The 18,921-nt window shown below is 70.3% G+C and carries 13 protein-coding genes; 4 read left to right on the forward strand and 9 right to left on the reverse strand.

Annotation, left to right across the window (positions count from 1 at the left end):
- The first annotated feature begins 116 nt into the window (after positions 1-116).
- The gene (locus tag CED_RS05345) at positions 117-815 is read left to right on the forward strand and encodes an MBL fold metallo-hydrolase (RefSeq protein ID WP_035908917.1); all 699 of its coding nucleotides are present in this window, start codon (positions 117-119) and stop codon (positions 813-815) included.
- 97 nt (positions 816-912) lie between these two features.
- On the opposite strand, the gene CED_RS05350 is transcribed toward CED_RS05345, so the two are convergent.
- From CED_RS05350 to CED_RS05360, 3 genes are all read right to left on the reverse strand, one after another.
- Complete coding sequence (locus CED_RS05350; protein WP_023841696.1) at positions 913-1,938, reverse strand: glycosyltransferase family 2 protein; 1,026 nt, start codon at positions 1,936-1,938, stop codon at positions 913-915.
- Between the two features lie 326 nt (positions 1,939-2,264).
- A complete protein-coding gene (locus tag CED_RS05355) occupies positions 2,265-3,269 on the reverse strand; it encodes a TerC family protein (protein WP_035730298.1) in 1,005 nt (334 codons plus the stop codon).
- A gap of 42 nt (positions 3,270-3,311) precedes the next feature.
- Complete coding sequence (locus CED_RS05360; RefSeq protein WP_035730300.1) at positions 3,312-4,634, reverse strand: peptidase M50; 1,323 nt, start codon at positions 4,632-4,634, stop codon at positions 3,312-3,314.
- Between the two features lie 211 nt (positions 4,635-4,845).
- Here CED_RS05360 and uvrB point away from each other — a divergent pair, with 211 nt between their 5' ends.
- Positions 4,846-6,978, forward strand: a complete 2,133-nt coding sequence (gene uvrB, locus CED_RS05365) for an excinuclease ABC subunit UvrB (protein ID WP_035909009.1) — start codon at positions 4,846-4,848, stop codon at positions 6,976-6,978.
- A gap of 25 nt (positions 6,979-7,003) precedes the next feature.
- On the opposite strand, the gene coaE is transcribed toward uvrB, so the two are convergent.
- A complete protein-coding gene (coaE, locus tag CED_RS05370) occupies positions 7,004-7,693 on the reverse strand; it encodes a dephospho-CoA kinase (protein WP_011436064.1) in 690 nt (229 codons plus the stop codon).
- A gap of 99 nt (positions 7,694-7,792) precedes the next feature.
- On the opposite strand from coaE, the gene CED_RS05375 reads away from it, so the two are divergent.
- Positions 7,793-8,464 (forward strand): hypothetical protein, encoded by a 672-nt coding sequence (locus CED_RS05375; protein ID WP_011436063.1) that lies wholly within the window; start codon positions 7,793-7,795, stop codon positions 8,462-8,464.
- Positions 8,465-8,626: 162 nt separating this feature from the next.
- A complete protein-coding gene (locus CED_RS05380; RefSeq protein WP_035908919.1) occupies positions 8,627-9,754 on the forward strand; it encodes a M4 family metallopeptidase in 1,128 nt (375 codons plus the stop codon).
- A gap of 9 nt (positions 9,755-9,763) precedes the next feature.
- Here CED_RS05380 and CED_RS05385 read toward each other — a convergent pair whose 3' ends face one another.
- The 5 genes from CED_RS05385 to CED_RS05405 all read right to left on the reverse strand — a co-directional run bounded on the left by CED_RS05385 (position 9,764) and on the right by CED_RS05405 (position 18,893).
- The gene (locus CED_RS05385; RefSeq protein WP_011436061.1) at positions 9,764-11,842 is read right to left on the reverse strand and encodes a bifunctional diguanylate cyclase/phosphodiesterase; all 2,079 of its coding nucleotides are present in this window, start codon (positions 11,840-11,842) and stop codon (positions 9,764-9,766) included.
- A 250-nt stretch (positions 11,843-12,092) separates the two neighbouring features.
- Positions 12,093-14,813: a DNA polymerase I gene (gene polA, locus CED_RS05390; RefSeq protein WP_035908923.1), complete on the reverse strand. Its 2,721-nt coding sequence runs from the start codon at positions 14,811-14,813 to the stop codon at positions 12,093-12,095.
- A 255-nt stretch (positions 14,814-15,068) separates the two neighbouring features.
- The gene (locus CED_RS05395) at positions 15,069-16,274 is read right to left on the reverse strand and encodes a branched-chain amino acid ABC transporter substrate-binding protein (RefSeq protein WP_200875367.1); all 1,206 of its coding nucleotides are present in this window, start codon (positions 16,272-16,274) and stop codon (positions 15,069-15,071) included.
- Between the two features lie 311 nt (positions 16,275-16,585).
- Positions 16,586-18,202: a branched-chain amino acid ABC transporter substrate-binding protein gene (locus tag CED_RS05400; protein ID WP_035909012.1), complete on the reverse strand. Its 1,617-nt coding sequence runs from the start codon at positions 18,200-18,202 to the stop codon at positions 16,586-16,588.
- A gap of 91 nt (positions 18,203-18,293) precedes the next feature.
- A complete protein-coding gene (locus CED_RS05405; RefSeq protein WP_011436057.1) occupies positions 18,294-18,893 on the reverse strand; it encodes an ANTAR domain-containing response regulator in 600 nt (199 codons plus the stop codon).
- Positions 18,894-18,921 lie beyond the last annotated feature (28 nt).

The following is an 18,921-nucleotide window of genomic DNA, read 5'->3' on the forward strand; positions in this document are numbered from 1 at the left end:
GACCTCAGAGGCGTCAGAGGCGTCAGATCTCCCGGTGCCACCCGACGGACCGTAACGACCGGCAGCTATCCCCTGTTCCCGTCCCATCCGCGCCATCCACTCCGGAGAGGATCGTCATGAGCGACGCCAACGGCGGCGACACCAGCCGCACCGGCTACACCGAGTACACCGGGAAAGTCACGGTCGGCGGTCCGGCCGACGTGCGGACCCTGCCAGGCCTGACGATCACCAAGGTCGCCGTCGGCCCGATGAACAACAACGCCTACCTGTTGCACTGCCCGGTCNCCGGGGAGCAGCTGCTCGTCGACGCGGCGAACGAGGCCGACACGCTGCTGCGGCTTGTCGGGGACGCGGGGCTGGCAACGGTGGTCACCAGCCATCGGCACGATGATCATGTGCAGGCCCTCGCAGATGTGGTCACCACCACCGGGGCCAGCACGGTCGCCCATCCGGACGACGCCCCGGCCATTCCGGTGCCCACCGCGCGGCAGGTGCGCGAGGGGGACGAGATCGCCGTCGGGACGGCGGCCCTTCGGGTGATCCACCTGGTCGGGCACACNCCCGGATCCATCGCCCTGCTCTACGACGCCGATCCCGCCGCTCCCCACCTCTTCACCGGAGACTGCCTGTTCCCTGGCGGCCCTGGAAACACGTTCGGTGACGAACAGGCCTTCACGACGCTGATGGACGATCTCGAACGCAAGATCTTCGGCCCACTGCCGGACACCACCTGGATCTACCCCGGCCACGGACACGACACCACCCTCGGCGCCGAACGCCCGCACCTGGCGGAATGGCGCGCCCGCGGCTGGTGACGGTGGGGGTGAGGCCGGCTGCGGCGAGCTCGCGCACTCACGCCACCGGATACGCTCACTCCCCCGAGACCCCCTCCGGCACGAGGTGATGCTGGCGCTACGTCCGCTGGCCAGAGGAGCCGGGGGAGCCGTCGGCGAGATCATCGATCAGATCGTCCTGCCGCTGCCGCGGCGTCCGCGGGACCGGGCGGAGATGGCCGAGACGCAGCCGCGTCTCGGCCGGGACGGCGTGCCACCGTGAGCTGACCGCGGGCTCCCAGCCTGGCCGGGCCAGCCCGCTCACCAGCCCGGAGAGGATCCGGACCGCGCGCAACGCGTCGTGCGACCGGCCCACGGCCAATTTGCGCGCGGCGAGGACGGTCAACTGGGCCGCGTGCACCGCGGTCCACGACCGGCCCACGTCGTGACGGTGCCGCCGGGCATAGGTGGCTGCCGACCGGCCGAGTTCGGCGTACAGCAGCCCGGACCGCCCGACGGTCTCCCCGCCCACATGAACGACCGGCCAGGCGTCGTCCGCCCAGACGATGCGCCCACCCGCGGCGTGCAACCGGGCGAACAGATCCGTCTCCTCGTAGTACATCCAGTACGACGGGTCGAATCCGCCCAGCCGTAGGAAAATCTCCGAGCGGACGGCGAAGAAGGCGCCGACCGGATAGCGCAGTTCCGGCCACCTCTCCACCGCGGCGATCTCGCCCCGTACCGCCGTGTAGGCGTTCGTCCGCGGGCGCGGCAGGACGGCACTCGCCCGTCCCCGCTCGCCCGCCGTGCCGCGGATCGGGAAGCCGACCACGTCGGCGGACGACGGGGCCCAGGCGAGCAGCTTCGGGATCATCGTCGCGGTGTCGGCAGGGACCGTCACGTCACTGTTGACCACCAGGATCCACTCCGGCCGCAGCCCGTCCTCCAGGGCACGGCGGACAGCGAGGTTCACCGCGGTGCCGTATCCGACGTTCCCGTGCCCCTGGACCACGCGCACACCGTCCGGCAACGCATCATGTCGGGATTTCCCATCATTTTCTACCAGAAACACCCGACATTCCGCCATGGCATCCAGTGTGGTCAGCAACCGGTACAGAGACGTCGATCCCCCGTGAGAAACGACGACCGCCAACAGCCTGTGCATCATCCGCCTTCGGCTAGTACGCCCGCAACGAGCTGCGAAATTTCGGGAAGAATCGGCAAGAAAGGACCACGACTCACACCGAACGAGTACACACGATCGGTCCCGGAACGTCGAGTATTCCCGCCCGCGCGTCTCCTCGCCCACGTCAGAGAGATACGTTCCGGCGGCTGGATGTGCACCGAATGTACCGCAGTACCCGCCGGAGCCAGCATAACCGCTGAGCCAGGACTGTCAGGCATCCTCGTTCCCGGCGCGTCGCGACACCATTCCTCGATATGTTTCCGGGCAAGTGGCGAACCGGGCCCGGTTCGCCACCCGCCCACCGGTCATCGGGGCACCTCCTGGGAGCCTTCGGCCACGCCCCCCGGCTCGGCTACCCCCTCCGGCTTGGTTACCCCCTCCGGCTCGGCCACGGACCGCGGGGCCGGCGGGGNGGTGCGCAGCGACCAGACGATGGCCACGATCAATGTCACCACAATGACACCGAGCGACAGCGCGATCGGCGGGTGCCACACGTCGGTGAGCAACATCTTCACGCCGATGAAGGCCAGGATGAACGCGAGCCCCGTCGCCAGGTGGTGGAAACGTTCCATCAGACCGGAGAGCAGGAAGAACAACGACCGCAGCCCCAGGATGGCCAGGGCGTTGCTCGTGTAGACCAGGAACACCTTGTCGGTCACACCGAGCGCGGCGGGCACCGAGTCGAACGCGAACAGGACGTCGGCGGTCTCGATNACGACGAGGACGGCCAGTAGCGGCGTGGCGACCAGCTTCCCGGCACGCCGAAACACGAAACGCTGCCCCTGATAGTCGTCGGTGACCGGAATGACCTTGCGAAGCAGCGCGACCGCCCTGCTTCGGCCCGGATCCATCTCGACGCCGTCGCCCCGGAGCATCGTGACCGCCGTGTAGAGCAGAAAAGCCCCGAAGACGTAGATGACAAAGCTGAACCGTTCGAGCAGCGCGATGCCGGCCGCAATGAACAGGAAACGGAGCACAAGCGCTCCCAGCACACCGTAGAACAGGACGCGGTGCTGGTAGGCGCGAGGCACCTTGAAATAAGAGAAGATCAGCGCGAAGACGAAGAGGTTGTCGACGGACAGGCTCTTTTCCAGCAGCCACGCGGCGGCGTACTCGCCGGCGGGCCCCGGGCCCTGCCAGGCCCAGATGACACCGGCGAATCCGATGCCCAGCGAGACCCACAGAACGCTCCACCACGCGGCCTCGCGAAAGCCGATGACGTGAGCCCGACGATGTGCCAGCAGGTCGATGGTCAGGAGTGTGAGCAGGACGCCGACGAAGGCGGCCCAAGCCCAGGGGGGCACGTACACAGATGATCTCCAGCGGAGTCGGGTGCCCGCCACGGCGGGCGGTCAGCGCCAGAAGCCGCCGGGATGGGCGGGGCGGACCGTGGTGGCGCGCCCGCGCAGCGGGGCGGTCTCCACCGCCTGCTTCAGCTCCACCGGGCCCACCGTTCCGATCAGGCGAAGGCGACCGTCATCCGGGGCGGCGCCAATGACGGCGACGCAGCCCGCGGCCGGCCGCTCCAGAAGCCGGCCGGTGACGTCCGTCAGCTGCTCGTCCGGACGGGCGGTGGCAACCATCTCCAGCGGAATCATGACCCGGTTGATCCGGGCGAGACCTCGATCGTCCATCGGCACGGCGGCGAGGTCACGCAACAGCGCCACCCCGGCGAGGGATCCGTCGAAGTCCTCGACTCCGAACACCGCCCTCCGCGACGGCAGTACAACCTCGTCCAGCGCGCTTGCGACGGTCGTCCAGGCGGACAACGGCGGCGGCGGCGGGCTCATCACGTCCCGGACGGTCAGACCCTCCAGCGCGACGTAGGTCCGCTGCTGCGCCTGGGCGAACCGGGAGGTGCCCAGCGCCAACCAACCCAGCAGGACAGCCCACAGCGCGACGAACCCGACCAGGAACGACCCGACCAACCCGACGGCGATCAGTGACCAGCCAGTGATCACGCCGGCGCGGGCCGCGGCCTGCTCGGCGCGCGCACGACTGCCAGTGCGGCGCTCCACCCGGGCTGCGATCAGCCGGCCGCCGGAGCTGCGCGGGGAGGGAAGGACGTCAACGAGGGTCACCAGCAGCGCGAAGGTACCCACCCACAGGGCCACCTCGCCGGCCAGTTCCCAGGTGCCGGCGGGTGCCAGGGCACCGAGCACGACAAGCAGGGCCCCGGCGGCAGCGGTGACGAGCAGGCCGGCCCGCGCGATCCGCGCCTCGACCTGGGTGCCGACCTGGGTGCCCGTCCCCGGCGTGGGATCGAGGGCCGCCACGGGCGGCGGCGCGAGATCGATACCGTGGAGTGCCGGCTGGTGGGCGGCCGGGTGAGGGGTTGTCGGGTGAGGGGCGACCGCCACGCCCGCGGAGCGGTCGGGCGCACCGGCCAGGACCAGCCGGCTTCCGAAGGCGCCGAGGGTGATGCCGAGAACGGTCACCCCCGACCGACGGGCCGACCGGGCCCGCATCAGATCGGCGGCCAGCAGGACGCCCACGAGCAAGCCCGCCCCGATCAGACCGCCGGACAGGTAGGCGAATCCGGGCCGGCCGGGCACGGTGGCCGGCAGCGTGATCGCGGAGAGGAGGACAGTGACGATCGCCACCGAGACAGCCAGTCCCGGACGCACCGTGATCGGCGGGAGATGTCCCCGTCGGGNGGCGTCGTGGGNGGNCATGTCCGCTCAGAGCTCCTTTCGCCTTCACCGGGCCGCGGTCACGACCGGGTGTCATACATGCTCAACGCATAGCCTGCCCGTCAACGTCCCGGCAGACACCGCAGGGAGTCCGCGACTTTGCCGACGATTTCGTTGCCGAGGTTCGGCAACATCGAAGTTCGGCAACATCGAGATTCGGAAACTGTCGGAGGCCTGTGGTGTGCTAGAAGCCGTGAGCACAACGTTCGAACGGCCCACCATCGACATCGAGCGGACGCGGGCGCCGTTTCAGGTCGTGTCCGACTTCTCCCCGTCGGGCGACCAGCCTGCCGCCATCGACGAGCTGGCCCGGCGGGTCGGGGCCGGCGAGTCCGACGTCGTCCTCCTCGGCGCCACCGGCACCGGAAAGTCCGCGACCACCGCGTGGCTGGTCGAGCGCCTGCAGCGGCCGACGTTGGTGATGGCCCCGAACAAGACGCTCGCCGCGCAGCTCGCCAACGAGTTCCGGGAGCTGCTGCCGCACAACGCCGTCGAGTACTTCGTCTCGTACTACGACTACTACCAGCCCGAGGCGTACATCGCGCAGACGGACACCTACATCGAGAAGGACTCCTCGATCAACGAGGAGGTGGAGCGGCTACGGCACTCGGCGACGATGAACCTGCTCACCCGTCGGGACGTCGTCGTGGTCGCGAGCGTCAGCTGTATCTACGGCCTCGGCACACCGCAGGAGTACATCGACCGGATGGTGCGGCTGAGGGTCGGCGACGAGATCGAGCGGGACCTGCTGCTGCGCCGCTTCGTTGACGTGCAGTACACCCGCAACGACCTCGCCTTCACCCGCGGGACGTTTCGGGTCCGGGGGGACACGGTGGAGATCTTCCCGGTCTACGAGGAGCTCGCCGTCCGAGTCGAGANGTTCGGCGACGAGATCGAGCGGCTCACCTACCTGCATCCACTGACCGGGGAGGTCGTCAGCGAGGCGGAGGAGATCTACGTCTTCCCGGCCACGCACTACGTCGCCGGGCCGGAGCGGATGGAGCGGGCGATCGCCGGCATCGAGGCGGAGCTCGCCGAGCGGCTGGCCACCATGGAGCGGCAGGGCAGGCTGCTGGAGGCACAGCGGCTGCGGATGCGCACCACCTACGACATCGAGATGATGCGCCAGGTCGGGTTCTGCTCGGGCATCGAGAACTACTCCCGGCACATCGACGGCCGCGAGGCCGGGAGCCCGCCGCACACCCTGCTCGACTACTTCCCCGACGACTTCCTGTTGGTGATCGACGAGTCGCACAACACCGTCCCGCAGATCGGCGGGATGTACGAGGGCGACATGTCCCGCAAGCGCAACCTCGTCGAGCACGGGTTCCGGCTGCCCAGTGCCATGGACAACCGCCCGCTGCGGTGGGAGGAGTTCCTCGAGCGCATCGGCCAGACGGTCTACCTGTCGGCGACCCCGGGCCCCTACGAGCTGGGCCGGTCCGTCGGCGTCGTCGAGCAGATCATCCGGCCTACCGGCCTGCTCGACCCCGAGGTCGTGCTCAAGCCGACGAAGGGGCAGATCGACGATCTCGTCCACGAGATCCGGCTGCGCGCCGAGCGGGACGAACGGGTCCTGGTCACCACGCTGACCAAGAAGATGGCCGAGGATCTCACCGACTACCTGCTCGAACTCGGCATCCGGGTGCGGTACCTGCACAGCGAGGTGGACACCCTGCGCCGGGTGGAGCTGCTCACCGAGCTGCGCCGCGGCGAGTTCGACGTGCTCGTCGGGATCAACCTGCTCCGCGAGGGTCTCGACCTGCCAGAGGTGTCGCTGGTNAGCATCCTCGACGCCGACAAGGAGGGCTTCCTGCGCTCGGACAAGTCACTGATCCAGACGATCGGCCGGGCCGCCCGTAACGTGTCCGGGCAGGTCCACATGTACGCGGATGCGATCACCCCGTCGATGCGCCGCGCCATCGACGAGACGAACCGGCGGCGCGAGAAGCAGATCGCCTACAACACCGAGCGCGGGCTGGATCCCCAGCCCCTGCGCAAGAAGGTCGTCGACATCCTCGACGACATGGTTCGCCAGTCGGCCGACGGCGAGCTGATTGGCGGCGGCGGCCGATCGCAGTCCCGCGGCAAGGCCCCGGTTCCGGGGATGAAGTCGCGCGCCGGCAGGGAGGGCGCCGTCGGCCGGTACGCCGCCGAACTCGCCGGCCTGCCCTCCCACGAACTCGCGCAGCTTATCCGCCAGCTCGACGACCAGATGCACGAGGCGGCGAAGGAGCTGCAGTTCGAGCTGGCCGCCCGGCTGCGCGACGAGATCGCCGAGCTGAAGAAGGAGCTGCGTGGCATGGGCGCCGCCGGCGTGCAGTGATGCCGTGAGCGCCGGCCTGCCACGATCAGCCGGCTGGGGCGGCGGTGTCCGTGCCGCTGGCGGCAGTATCCGTGCCGCTGGCGACGGTCTCGGCCTTGGCGGTGGCCTTGGCGGTGGCCTTGGCGTCGCGGCGGGCCAGCAGATCCTGCCAGACCTCCTCGATGCGGGCGTCGAGGTCGTCCAGGCTCCCGCCGTTGTCCACCACGATGTCGGCAGCGGCCCGGCGCTGGGAGTCCGTGGCCTGGTTCGCCATCCGCGCCAGCGCCTGGTCGCGGGGCAGGCCGCGGCCCTCGAGGCGGTGCAGCCGCAGCTCCCGCGGCGCCTCGACGACCAGCACCACGTCGTAGGTGCCCTCGGCGTGCACCTCGACGAGCAGCGGGATGTCGTGCACGGCGATTCCGCTCGGTGACACCTCCCCCATGCGCCGCGCCGTCTCCTCGCGGATCAGCGGATGGACGATCGCTTCGAGCCGGCCGCGGGCGGCGGGATCGGCGAACACGATCCGGCCGAGCGCCTCGCGGTCCAGGCCGCCGTCCGCGTTCGCCAGTTCGGTGCCGAACTCCGCCAGGACCGCGGCGAGCCCCGGGGTGCCGGGCGCCACCACGTCCCGGGCGACCTGGTCGGCGTCGATCAGCAAGGCGCCCCGGGCCGCGAGGCACGCTGACACCGCGCTCTTGCCCGAACCAATGCCACCCGTCAGACCTACTGTGAACACATCGCCGAGTCTGCCAGCTCCCGGAGCCAGCCACCCAGCCGGTCCGCCCGGCTGCGCCCTCGCGTACTTGGCAGCTCGCGTACTTGGCAGACTGTGCGGATGGAGGTTGCCCCGGTCGCGCACCGGCTCTGGCCGGCCCTGCTCACCGGCACGCTGCTCGGTCTCGGTGCCCTCGGCCTCGCGCTGGCACCGGCGCTCGCCGGTTCGGCACCGTTGCTGCTCGTTGCGCTGCGACCCACGTGGGCGATCCTGCTGCTGGTCGGCGGCACGGTGCCGTTCGTTCCCGCCCTGCTGATCGCCGCGTTTTTCCGCGGGCTGATCGACGTCGGCTACTTCGGTCTGGCCCGCAACAACATCCGCTCGGTGCTCCTACGGCGCATCAGCACCGGCCGCGTCGTGGCGGCGCTGTCCCGCCGCGGCACCCAGCGCCCGCTGCTGTGGTTCTGCCTGCTGAACACCAACGCGGCGGTGGACGCGGCGCTCGGCGCCGGCGACGTCCCGCTGCGCCGGTTCCTGCGCTTCCTGGTTCCCGGCTCCCTGCTGTCCTCGGCCCTCTACCTGACGGCGGCGCGTGCCGTGACGCCATGGATGCACGGCGTCGTCACCTGGCTCGACGAGAACATGACCTTCCTGATCCTCGGCAGCCTCACGTTGGCGATCATCCAGCTGGGGGCGCGGACGCTCCTGCGCCGTCGGGGTCGGCTCCGCACTGCATCCGGTTCCCCGCCCGGCCCATCGTCCGGCTGGTCGCCCGGCCGGCATCGCGGATAGGGTGGTAACGGAACGTTTCCGGCTAGCCAGAAGAAGGCGGTGGACCGGCACTCTCTGGACATCCTGTGTCGCAGGTAGCAAGGTCGGTGACTCCGGGGTCATCCGCGGCCGTCGACGCCCGCGGGAATCCACCGGCGATCATCTCACGCTACGGAGTCGACGATGCCCTGCCCCCGCCACGCCCTGCCCTGCGCGGTCCCACCCCACATCCTCGAACGCATTGTCCGCAACGGCACCGAGGAGCAGCGTTCCCGGGCCCTGTCCACCCTGCTCCAGGACACCTCTCATCGCACCATCCGGGTGCACAACGCCCTGATGCGCTCGACGCGGCGCGGTGCCGTCCCACCGCGCCCGGCGCCCGAGACCGGCCCGCNGCGTACCGTCAGCGACGCGGGCGGCACCGAGATCCTGCCGGGTGCGATGGTTCGCGAGGAGGGTGGCGCCGCGATCGACGACGCGGCGGTCAACGAGGCCTACGACGGCCTGGGCTCGACGTTCGCGTTCTACTCCGACGTCCTAGGCCGGAGCTCCATCGATGACGAGGGGATGGCTCTGCTCGCCACCGTGCACTACGGCGACCACTACGAGAACGCCTTCTGGAACGGCCGCCAGATGGTGTTCGGCGACGGCGNCGGCGAGCTGTTCAAGCGTTTCACGGCGTCGCTCGACATCATCGGTCATGAACTGACCCATGGCGTCACCGAGGACGAGGCGGCGCTGATGTATGTGAACCAGTCCGGCGCGCTCAATGAGTCGATCAGCGACGTCTTCGGTTCCCTGGTGAAGCAGTACGTCCGCGGCCAGACCGCCGAGCAGGCCGACTGGCTGATCGGCGACGAGCTGCTCACAGACGCCGTCCAAGGCGTCGCGCTGCGGTCGATGAAGGCCCCCGGGACCGCCTACGACGATCCGGTACTCGGCGACGACATCCAGCCGGACCACATGGACCGCTACGTCCGGATGACCGCCGACAACGGCGGCGTCCACATCAACTCGGGCATCCCGAACAAGGCGTTCTACCTCGCCGCGACGGCTCTCGGCGGATACGCCTGGGAGAAGGCCGGCCGCATCTGGTACGAGACCCTGCGCGCACCGCAGATCCGGCCGAACACGACGTTCCGTGCATTCGCCTCGGTGACCGTGCACCAGGCCGGCCTGCTGTTCGGTGCGGACGCGCGGAAGGCCGTCTCCGAGGCGTGGCAGGCCGTCGGCATCGTCGTCCGCGCAGCCGGGCAGGTCAGCGCAGCCGGGCAGGTCAGCGCAGCCGGGCAGGTCAGCGCAGCCGGGTAATTCGGACCATCACGCCCGGCGACATCGAACGTCACCGCCCGGGACCACCTTGCCCGCCTTCGCGGCCCGGGTCCGCAGCAGCTCGCGGACGCGCTCCGCCGGCAGCGGAGGCGAGATCGCCTCTCCCTGCAGCAGATCGCAGCCGAAGTCGACCATCATCGTCAGGGTCCGTTCGTCCTCGATGCCCTCACCGACGACCCGCAGCCCCAGGCGATGTCCCAGATCGAGCACGGAACGCACGATCGCGGCGTCGGGCAGGCTCCCCCGGACGTCCGTGACGAACCCCCGGTCGATCTTGACCTCGTCAAACGGCAACGTCTTGAGGATCTCCATCGAGCTATACCCGGTGCCGAAGTCGTCGAGGGAGAGCGCCACGCCGTGGGAGCGCAACTGACCCAGCATCGTCGCCGCACGCGCGGGCTGGGTGACCAGGGCGCTCTCGGTGATCTCCAGGGTGAGGACGTCGGGGGCCAGCCGGTGCGCGGCGATCGAGTCCGAGACCACCCGGGGAAGATCGTCGATCACCAGCATCCGGGGGGAGAGATTGACCGACACCGGCAGGTGCAGGCCCCCCGCGTCCCAGGCGGCACACTGCCGCAGTGCCTCGTCGAGAACCCACCGGGTCAGGTCCGCGATCAGGGGGGACCGCTCGGCGATCGGCAGGAACTCGCCGGGGGGGAGCAGCCCACGGCTCGGATGTCGCCACCGCAGCAACGCCTCGGCACCGACGATCCCACCGGTCCGAGCTGACTGGACCGGCTGGTAGTACAGGACGAGCTCGTCGCGGCCGATCGCGGCGCGCAACTGGGCGTTCAACGCGATCTCCTCGGGCCGCACCCCGGCGATGCCGGCATCCCACAGGCCCACGCTCTCCCCGACCCGCTTGGCCCGCAGCAGGGCCGCATCGGCGCAGCTCATCAGGGTGGCCATGGTCGCGCCGTCGCGGGGGGCCACCGCGATGCCCACCGAGGCGTCCACCTCGACGTCGACCCCGCAGACCTGAAAGGGCCCCTGGATCTGGCGGAGGACCCGCCGGCCCAGGGTGCGCCGCCGCCCGGCGGCTATGGCCGCGGGCAGGGGGCCGCGGACGGCCGGCGCGCCCGACGGGCCGAGCGAGACAGGTGAAGCAGATGAGGTGGATGAGGGGGGCGAGGCAGATGAGACGGATGAAGCGGGCGGCGCCGGGATGATCTCGGGCCCGCGGAACACCAGCGCGAACTCGTCCCCGCCGGCCCGACCGACGAACACCGGCCTCGGGGTCAGGGTCGGCAACGTCTCAGCGATCATCCTCAGCAGCTGGTCGCCGCCGAGGTGACCGAGCGCATCGTTGACCTCGTGAAACCGGTTGAGGTCCACCAGGACGAGGACAGCCTCGTTCCCCGCGGCATTGATCTTCGCAACGGCGGACTGCCCGATTTCCATCGTCCCGCCCCGGTTGGCCAGGCGGGTGAGGGGATCGGAACGGTTCTGCAGCAGGCCCTCACGGAACAGGGCCTTCGCCACCGCGCCCACGAGCATGACGGCGGCGATGGTGGAGAACATGGGCGCGGCGGCCTCGGCCAGTCCGCCGTGGGCGGTGACGCCGGCGACGACGGCAGCGCAGACGGCCGCGGTGCCGGCGACGGCCCAGCCGACGGGGACCAGGGCGGCATAGGCGCACAGCACCGGGAACCAGGTCAGGTATGTGTCCGCGTTCCGGCCGGGCGCCGCGCTCGCCAGCGCGAAGGCGAGCGCGGCGGCGAGCGAGGCGACGGCGACGGGCGGAATCCAGCGCCCTCTCGGGTTGGCCACCAGCCCGACGACGGCGTTACCGACCGCGACCACCAGACCCAGCCAGTTTCCCCAGCGCAGATAACCCGGGGAGCCCGGAATGCACCCGGCGAGCAGGAAGAGCACCGCCGCGATCGCAGGGGTGACCACGAGAAAACGCCGACGGCCGGCGAACGTACGCCCGCTGATCAAAAACCGCTTCCTCCCGCACTGACCCGCGATGAGCCCGACCGAACGGACCGAGCGGATCAGGCGGACCGAACAGGGACGAACCGCACCGAACGGGACGTCGCTCCGGGTGTCGCAACGACCCCGCATCCGAGAGATCACGGTGCACGACGGCGACAGGGCCGGGTCAGGCTTCCTTCCAACATAGCCGTCGATCCGGCGTGACCGACATCATAGCCAGCAGCTTCCCGGCACCGATGCAATTTCACGGTTCGGTACAATTCCTCGACTGATACCGGAGACGACGGAAAATCCGGGAAGCCAGCGGAGTAATTCGGCGCAAAAATGACATCCGGGTACAGGAACGCTCGGTAACAGGAACACTCAGTAACAGGAACACTCAGTGCGCCGCGTCGTCCCAGGTGCAGCCGGCGCCGACGCTCACGTCGAGTGGCACCGACATGGTGTACGCGGAGGTCATCTCGGCCCGGACCAGCCGCTCGACCGCATCGTGCTCGCCGGGCGCGATCTCGAGGACGAGTTCGTCGTGCACCTGGAGCAGCAGCCGGGAGGCGTACCCCCCGGCACACAGCGCCCGGTCGACCCCCAACATCGCAATCTTGATGATGTCCGCGGCGGAACCCTGGATCGGCGCGTTCAACGCCATCCGCTCGGCCATCTGCCGCCGCTGGGAGTTGTCGCTGGTCAGATCGGGCAGGTAGCGACGGCGGCCGAGGATCGTCTCGGTGTAGCCGTCCTTGCGGGCCCGTTCCACGACCCCACGCAGGAAGTCGCGGACCCCGCCGAACCGGGCGAAGTAGGCGTCCATGTGCTCCCGGGCCTCGTCCGGCGCGATGCCGAGCTGCCCGGCGAGGCCGAACGCGGACAACCCGTAGGCCAGGCCGTACGACATCGCCTTGATCCGCCGGCGCAGCTCCGGGTCGACCTCGGAGACCGGCAGGCCGAACGCCTCGGCGGCCACGAAGGTGTGCAGGTCCTCGCCGGAGCCGAACGCCTCGATGAGGCCCTCGTCACCCGAAAGATGAGCCATGATCCGCATCTCGATCTGCGAGTAGTCCGCCGTCAGCAGCGTCTCGTAGCCCGCGCCGACGACGAAGGCCCGGCGGATCTGGCGCCCCTCGGCCGTCCGGATCGGGATGTTCTGCAGGTTCGGGTCCGCGGAGGAAAGCCGGCCGGTCGCGGCGATCGTCTGGTTGAACGTGGTGTGGATGCGCCCAATATCGTCGATCATGGGGATCAGCGAGTCGACGACCGTCTTGAGGCGGGCCACGTCGCGGTGCCGCAGCAGCACCGGCAGGAGCGGATGGTCGGACTGGACCGCCAGCCAGGCGAGGGCGTCGGCGTCCGTGGTGTAACCGGTCTTGATCTTCTTGGTCTTGGGCAGGCCCAGCTCGTCGAAGAGGATCTGCTGCAGCTGCTTGGGGGAGCCCAGGTTGAACGGCCGGCCGACGATCTCGTGGGCCTGCGCGGCGACCGCGCTGACCTCGCCGCCGTAGTGCTTCTGCAGCTCGGTCAGGTGCTCGGAGTCCACGGCGATGCCGGCCCGCTCCATGCCGGCCAGGACCGTGACCAGCGGGAGTTCGATGTCCCGCAGCAGGGTGGCGGCGGAGCGGCGTTCGAGGTCCGCGTCGAGGGCGTCGGCGAGCTCGAGGCAGGCCCGGGCCCGCACGGCGTCCGCGTGCGCCTGGTCGGCCTCGCCGGAGCCGTCGAGGGTCAGCTGCTGGCCGCCCGGGACGGGGTCGGCGGACAGGTCGCGATGCAGGTACCGGGCGACGAGATCGGCCAGGTCGAAGGACCGCTGGCCGGGCAGAGCCAGATAGGCCGCGAGCGCGGTGTCGCTGGTGACGCCGGCGAGCGGCAGGTCAAGCTCGGTCAGGGCCAGCATCGGCCCCTTCACGTCGTGGGCGGCCTTCGGCTGGTTCGGATCGGCGAGCCAGGCGCCCAGCGCCGCCACGTCCGCGGGGGTGAGCAACGTCGGGTCGATCCAGGCCGCGGCACCGCCGGCCGCGGCCAGCGCGAGACCGGCGAGCACACCGGTGCCGCGCCCCCAGGTGCCCCGGGCGTGCAGGCCGGTACGGCCGACCCTGTGGGCGTGCTCGGCGAGCCACCGGGCCACCTCGCCCGGCCCGAGCACGGTCAGCTCGATCTCGAACCCCTCGTCGGCGGGAGGCGGCGCGATCGCGAGGGCCGCGTAGAGCCGCTCCCGCAGCACCCGGAATTGCAGCGTGTCGAACAGCTGGTGGACGGCCTCCCGGTCCCAGGGCCGCATCCGCAGGCCGGCGGGGACGACGTCGAGCGGCACGTCACGGGACAGCTCCGTCAGGGAACGGTTGCGGATGACCTCGGACAGGNGGGCGCGCAGCGNCNCCCCGGTCTTCCCGCCGATCTCGTCGGCATGGTCGACCAGTTCGGCCAGCGAGCCGAACTGCTGGATCCACTTGGTGGCGGTCTTCTCCCCCNCCCCCGGCACCGACGGCAGGTTGTCGGAGGGATCCCCGCGCAGGGCCGCGAAGTCCGGGTACTGCACTGGGGACAGGCCGTACTTCGCCTGCACCTCGTCGGGGGTGAAGCGGACCATGTCACTGATGCCCTTGCGGGTCATCAGCACCGTCACCCGCTCGTCGACCAGCTGCAGCGCGTNACGGTCACCCGTGACGACCAGCACGTCCATCCCCTCGGCCGCGCCCAGGGTCGCGAGCGTGGCGATCACGTCGTCGGCCTCGTATCCCGGCGCGCTGACCCCCGGCACCGCGAGGGCGTCGCACACCTGGTGGATGAGGCTGACCTGGCCGACGAAGTCGGCCGGGGTCTCGCCCCGACCGGCCTTGTACTCGGCGTACTGGGTGTGCCGGAAGGTCGGGGTCGGCAGGTCCCACGCCACGGCGACATGGGTCGGCCGCTCGTCGCGCAGGACGTTGATGAGCATGGAGGTGAATCCGTACACCGCGTTCGTCGGCTGGCCCGTGGTGGTGGAGAAGTTCTCCNCCGGCAGCGCGTAGAAGGCACGGTAGGCCAGCGAGTGCCCATCAAGCAGCAACAACCGGGGCGTTGCCGGGGTCGACTTCGCGGGGCTCGATGGCGCGGGACTCGGCGAGGACACGGCCGGGCCGGCCGCAGTGGCCGCAGTGGCCCCAGTGGCCCCAGTGGCCCCAGTGGCCCCAGTGGCGGACGCTGCCGAGCGGCTCCCGGACGGAGACGAGGTGGGGGACGAAGTGGTGACGGACACGCGGCGAGTTTAGGCCGTGGGTCGGACAGTTTCGCCGCGAGCGGGCGGACCGATGCGTCGACCACGTCGCTCCGCCGGCCGGGCAGGTCCGCCGGCCGGGCAGGTCCGCCGGCCGGGCAGGTCCGCCGGTTACGGTCTGACGAGGGAGCTGACCGGGCCGAGCACGGCCCGTTTCCCGGCCCGGACCTCGTACACGTAGACCGTCGAGCCCTCGACCTCACCATTCTTCCGGAATCTGATGCGCTTGGTGACGCCAGGAATGTCGACCGAGCCGAACCGGGCGAGCACGGCCTCCCGCGTCGCGCCGCTACCGAGCCGGCGCAGCACCTCGATGACGGCGTTCGTGGCGTCATAAGCCTCGCCGGAATAGGTTCCAGGCCGCGCGTCGGCGTTGATCGTCTTGTAGTCGGCGACGAACCCCGCCGCCGCGGGATCGCTGTTCGGGTCACCGCAGGNGCAGGTCAGCAGCGTTCCCTCGGCGTTGCCGGCACCGGCCTGGTGGATGAGTTGGTCGTCGTTCGCGCCGTCGCCGCTGACGACCTTCCCGGTGTACCCCTTGCTGCGCAGCGCCCTGGTCAGCAACGCGAGTTCCGCATAGTAGCCAGAATAGTACACGGCGTCCGGATTCTCGGCGAGGATCTTCGTGGCCTGGGACGTGTAGTCCTTCGTCGGATTGATGCCGTCGTGGATCACGCGGATGCCACGGCCGGTCAGGGCCTTCTCGAGCGCTCCGGACAAGCCGGTGCCGTATTCGCTCCGGTCGTCGAGAGAGTAGACCTTGTCCGCCTTCACGACCTTGGCAAGGTATTCCGCGGCGGCGGATCCCTGCACGGTGTCCGGTGCGATGACCCGGTAGAAGCTGGTGAACCCGAGATCGGTGAGCGCCGGATTGGTGGCCGACGGGCTGACCGACAGCAGCCCGGCCCCGCTGTAGAGCGGCTCACTCGACTTCGTCGGTCCGGAGAAGACGGGGCCGACGACGCCGATGACCTCCGGATTGTCGATCAGTTTCTGCGCGGCGGTGGGCCCCTGCTCGGCCATACCCTGATCGTCCGAGGCGACCAGGCGCAGCCTGAACGGCAGATCCTTGCGCCGGTTCGCTAGCTCGACAGCGGTCAGCACCCCGTCGTAGGCGTTGATGCCGAGCTGCTGGTTGTCGCCGGAGAGCGGCCCCTGAAANCCGATGGCGTATTCCTTTTNCCCGTCGTCNCCGGACGAACCACCGCCGCAGCCGGCAAGGACGGCCGCGGCTGTCAGCACACCCACGGATCCGAGGGCCCCCCACCGCGTCACGCTCGGTCGGGGCACGCCCCCTCGCCGTCCAGGACCCGTCATGACACGCCCTCCCACAGCACATCGCTGCCGCTACCGACACCCTCGGCGTCAGGACCCGGTCCGCCACCGCATCATCGGCAACCGATCGACAGCGGATAGTGACGAAAACGTAACCTTCGGAGGAGTGGAAGGGAAGCGCAACGTGAGCGTGTCGTAACTTGAAGGGGGTTTCGCCGGTGAGTCCGAAAGCAAACGACCCGATCGGAGAAGCGAACGACCCGGCAGAACCCGCAACGGCCCGGTCGGAGGATGTCGGTTGCCGCAGCCGCCGCAGCCATTACGGCAGCCGCCGACACGTCACCGCCGGTCGGTCAGTTCTCCGTCTTCAACGGGACGAATCTGCCGCCGAGTACCGTGTAGAGCACGACCGTGGGCGATCGGGTGTCCCCCCAGCGGTCGAAGGCGACGGAGCCGGTGATCCCCGCGAACGAGCCGCTTCCGATCGCCGTCACGAGGTCGTGTCTGGTGGCCGCGTCCACGGTCGTCCGGCCCGGCAGCACCGTGGCCGCTGCGCGGATGATCGCCCTGGCGGCGTCGTACGCATAGGCCGCGACCGCGGGGATGGCCTCGGCCCGCCGCAGCTCCAGCTCCGCGGCGGGGTCGTTCACCCCGGACGTACCGCGGGTACCGGCGGCCGGGGGCCCGTGGGGCCCCTCCTCCAGGCCCGGCCCCGGTGCCGATACCGGTGCCGAGGTGCCGTGGACCACCCTCGGGGTGGTGGTGGCGCCCCGGCCGGGCGAGGCGGTCTCCGCTGGATCCTCCTGGCTCCGCAGGTCCGCAGGGTCCTCCTGGCCCCGCGGGCCCAGAGTCCCACTCGACCGCCCACTCGCGCCAGGCGATTCCACGCCGCCCGAGGCCCCGGGACGGGTACTGCCCTCGTCATCCGCCGGTCCCCCGAAACGGTCGGAGTAGTCCGCGACGAAGGCACCCGAGGACGGCAGCCGGGTCGGCGGGACCAGCGGACCGATGATCAGATCGCCGTCGGCTGCCGACCTCGCCTCGTCGGTGTAGCGGGGCTGGAGCAACGCGTCCGAACCCACTACCTGGATCGACGTCCCCGCGTCGGCGAGCCGGGCCCGCAGTTTCCCGGCGAAGGCCGCACCCGTCGAGACGTAGACCAGATCGGGGGCGTCCTCCTCGATCGCCCGCGCGGTGTCGGCGATCTCGGATCCGTCCGCTTCGTCCCCCCGGACCTGGTACACCGATGTCACCGACGCGCCGAGAGCGGCGGCGCGCGCCGCGAAGCGGGCGCCCAGGGTCGTGCCGTATCTCGGTTCGCCGTCAACGACGACGATACGCCTGCGGCCGAGCGTCCTGACCGCGTACTCGGCTGCGACCCGGGCCTGGCGCTCGTCCGTTCCGGCCAGGCGGAAGTAGGACGGGAAGGGCCGGGTGCGCGGCCGGGAACCGGAGTCGGTCAGCGTCGGGTCCGCGTTCGACGGGGAGACGACGGGGATGCCAGCGGCGCTCAGTGTGGGCAGGGACACCTTCGCTACGAGTGAGCTCAGCGGCCCGACCACGCCGATGACATGATTGTTCGCCACGAAGGCGTCCACGGCCTGCGCTCCCCCGTCCGGACGGGACAGGTCGTCGTGGGCGGACAGCTCGATGCGCCAGCCCGGGACGGCCCCGGACTTGTTGGCCTCGTCGACCGCGAGCGCGACGGCGTTGCGCGCGCTCACCCCGTCCGTGGAGAGATCCCCGGACAGCGGCGCCATCACACCGAGGGTGGCGACCCGGGTGACGCCGGTGGCGGCTCTGGCGCCAGCGCCGCCACCGGCGTCATCGCCTGCGCCGAGGCTGGCGGCCAGCGTGAGCCCCAGGACCGAGGGCACCGCGAGGACCAGGACGGCGAGAGCCGCAAGCGCCACGCGTCCGCGACCGGTGCGCGATCTGGCCCGGGTCCACCGCCCGATCGAACCGGTCATCGACGCGAGAGACGTCCGCGACGAATCGCTCACCCGGCCTCCGGGATCACGGACACGAAGGTCACGGACGCGAAGGTCACGGACACGGAGGTCACGAGCCCGGCAACGCCTCACCCGACAGCACGGCCTCGGCGACCGCCCGCATCGTCCGGCGCTGGTTCATCGAGGTGCGCTGGATCCAGCGGAAGGCATCCGGCTCGGTCATGCCGTGCTCGGTCTGCAGCACGCCCTTGGCCCGCTCGATGATCTTCCTGGCCTCCAGGCGCCCCTGCAGGTCCTCCACCTCGGCCTCAAGGCTCACGATCTCGGTGAAGCGGCTCATCGCCATCTCGATCGTGGGCAGCAGGTCCTTCTTCTGGAACGGCTTGACCACGTAGGCCATGGCGCCGGCCTCACGGGCACGTTCCACCAGCTCCCGCTGGCTGAAGGCGGTGAGGATGACGACGGGAGCGATACGGTCCTTGGCGATCTTCGCACCGGCCTCGATGCCGTCCATCCTCGGCATCTTCACATCGAGGATGCACAGGTCGGGGCGGAGCTTGCCGGCGAGGTTGACGGCCATCTCGCCGTCGCCCGCCTCCCCGACCACCTCATAGCCCTCCTCCTGGAGCATCTCCCTGAGGTCGAGCCGGATCAGCGCTTCGTCCTCGGCGATCAGAACCCGGCGCGGGTTCGAGGAGGGGTGGCTCATCGAGTCGGACTCCTGGTCTCGGAGGTGC

Source organism: Frankia sp. CeD, from assembly GCF_000732115.1.
GTDB lineage: Bacteria > Actinomycetota > Actinomycetes > Frankiales > Frankiaceae > Frankia > Frankia casuarinae.

Coding starts and splice junctions, on each gene's coding strand:
- CED_RS05350 (WP_023841696.1), bottom strand. CDS start 1,938: ATGCACAGGCTGTTGGCGGTCGTCGTTTCTCACGGGGGATCGACGTCT.
- CED_RS05375 (WP_011436063.1), top strand. CDS start 7,793: ATGGAGGTTGCCCCGGTCGCGCACCGGCTCTGGCCGGCCCTGCTCACC.
- CED_RS05385 (WP_011436061.1), bottom strand. CDS start 11,842: ATGCGGGGTCGTTGCGACACCCGGAGCGACGTCCCGTTCGGTGCGGTT.
- CED_RS05400 (WP_035909012.1), bottom strand. CDS start 18,202: ATGACCGGTTCGATCGGGCGGTGGACCCGGGCCAGATCGCGCACCGGT.
- CED_RS05405 (WP_011436057.1), bottom strand. CDS start 18,893: ATGAGCCACCCCTCCTCGAACCCGCGCCGGGTTCTGATCGCCGAGGAC.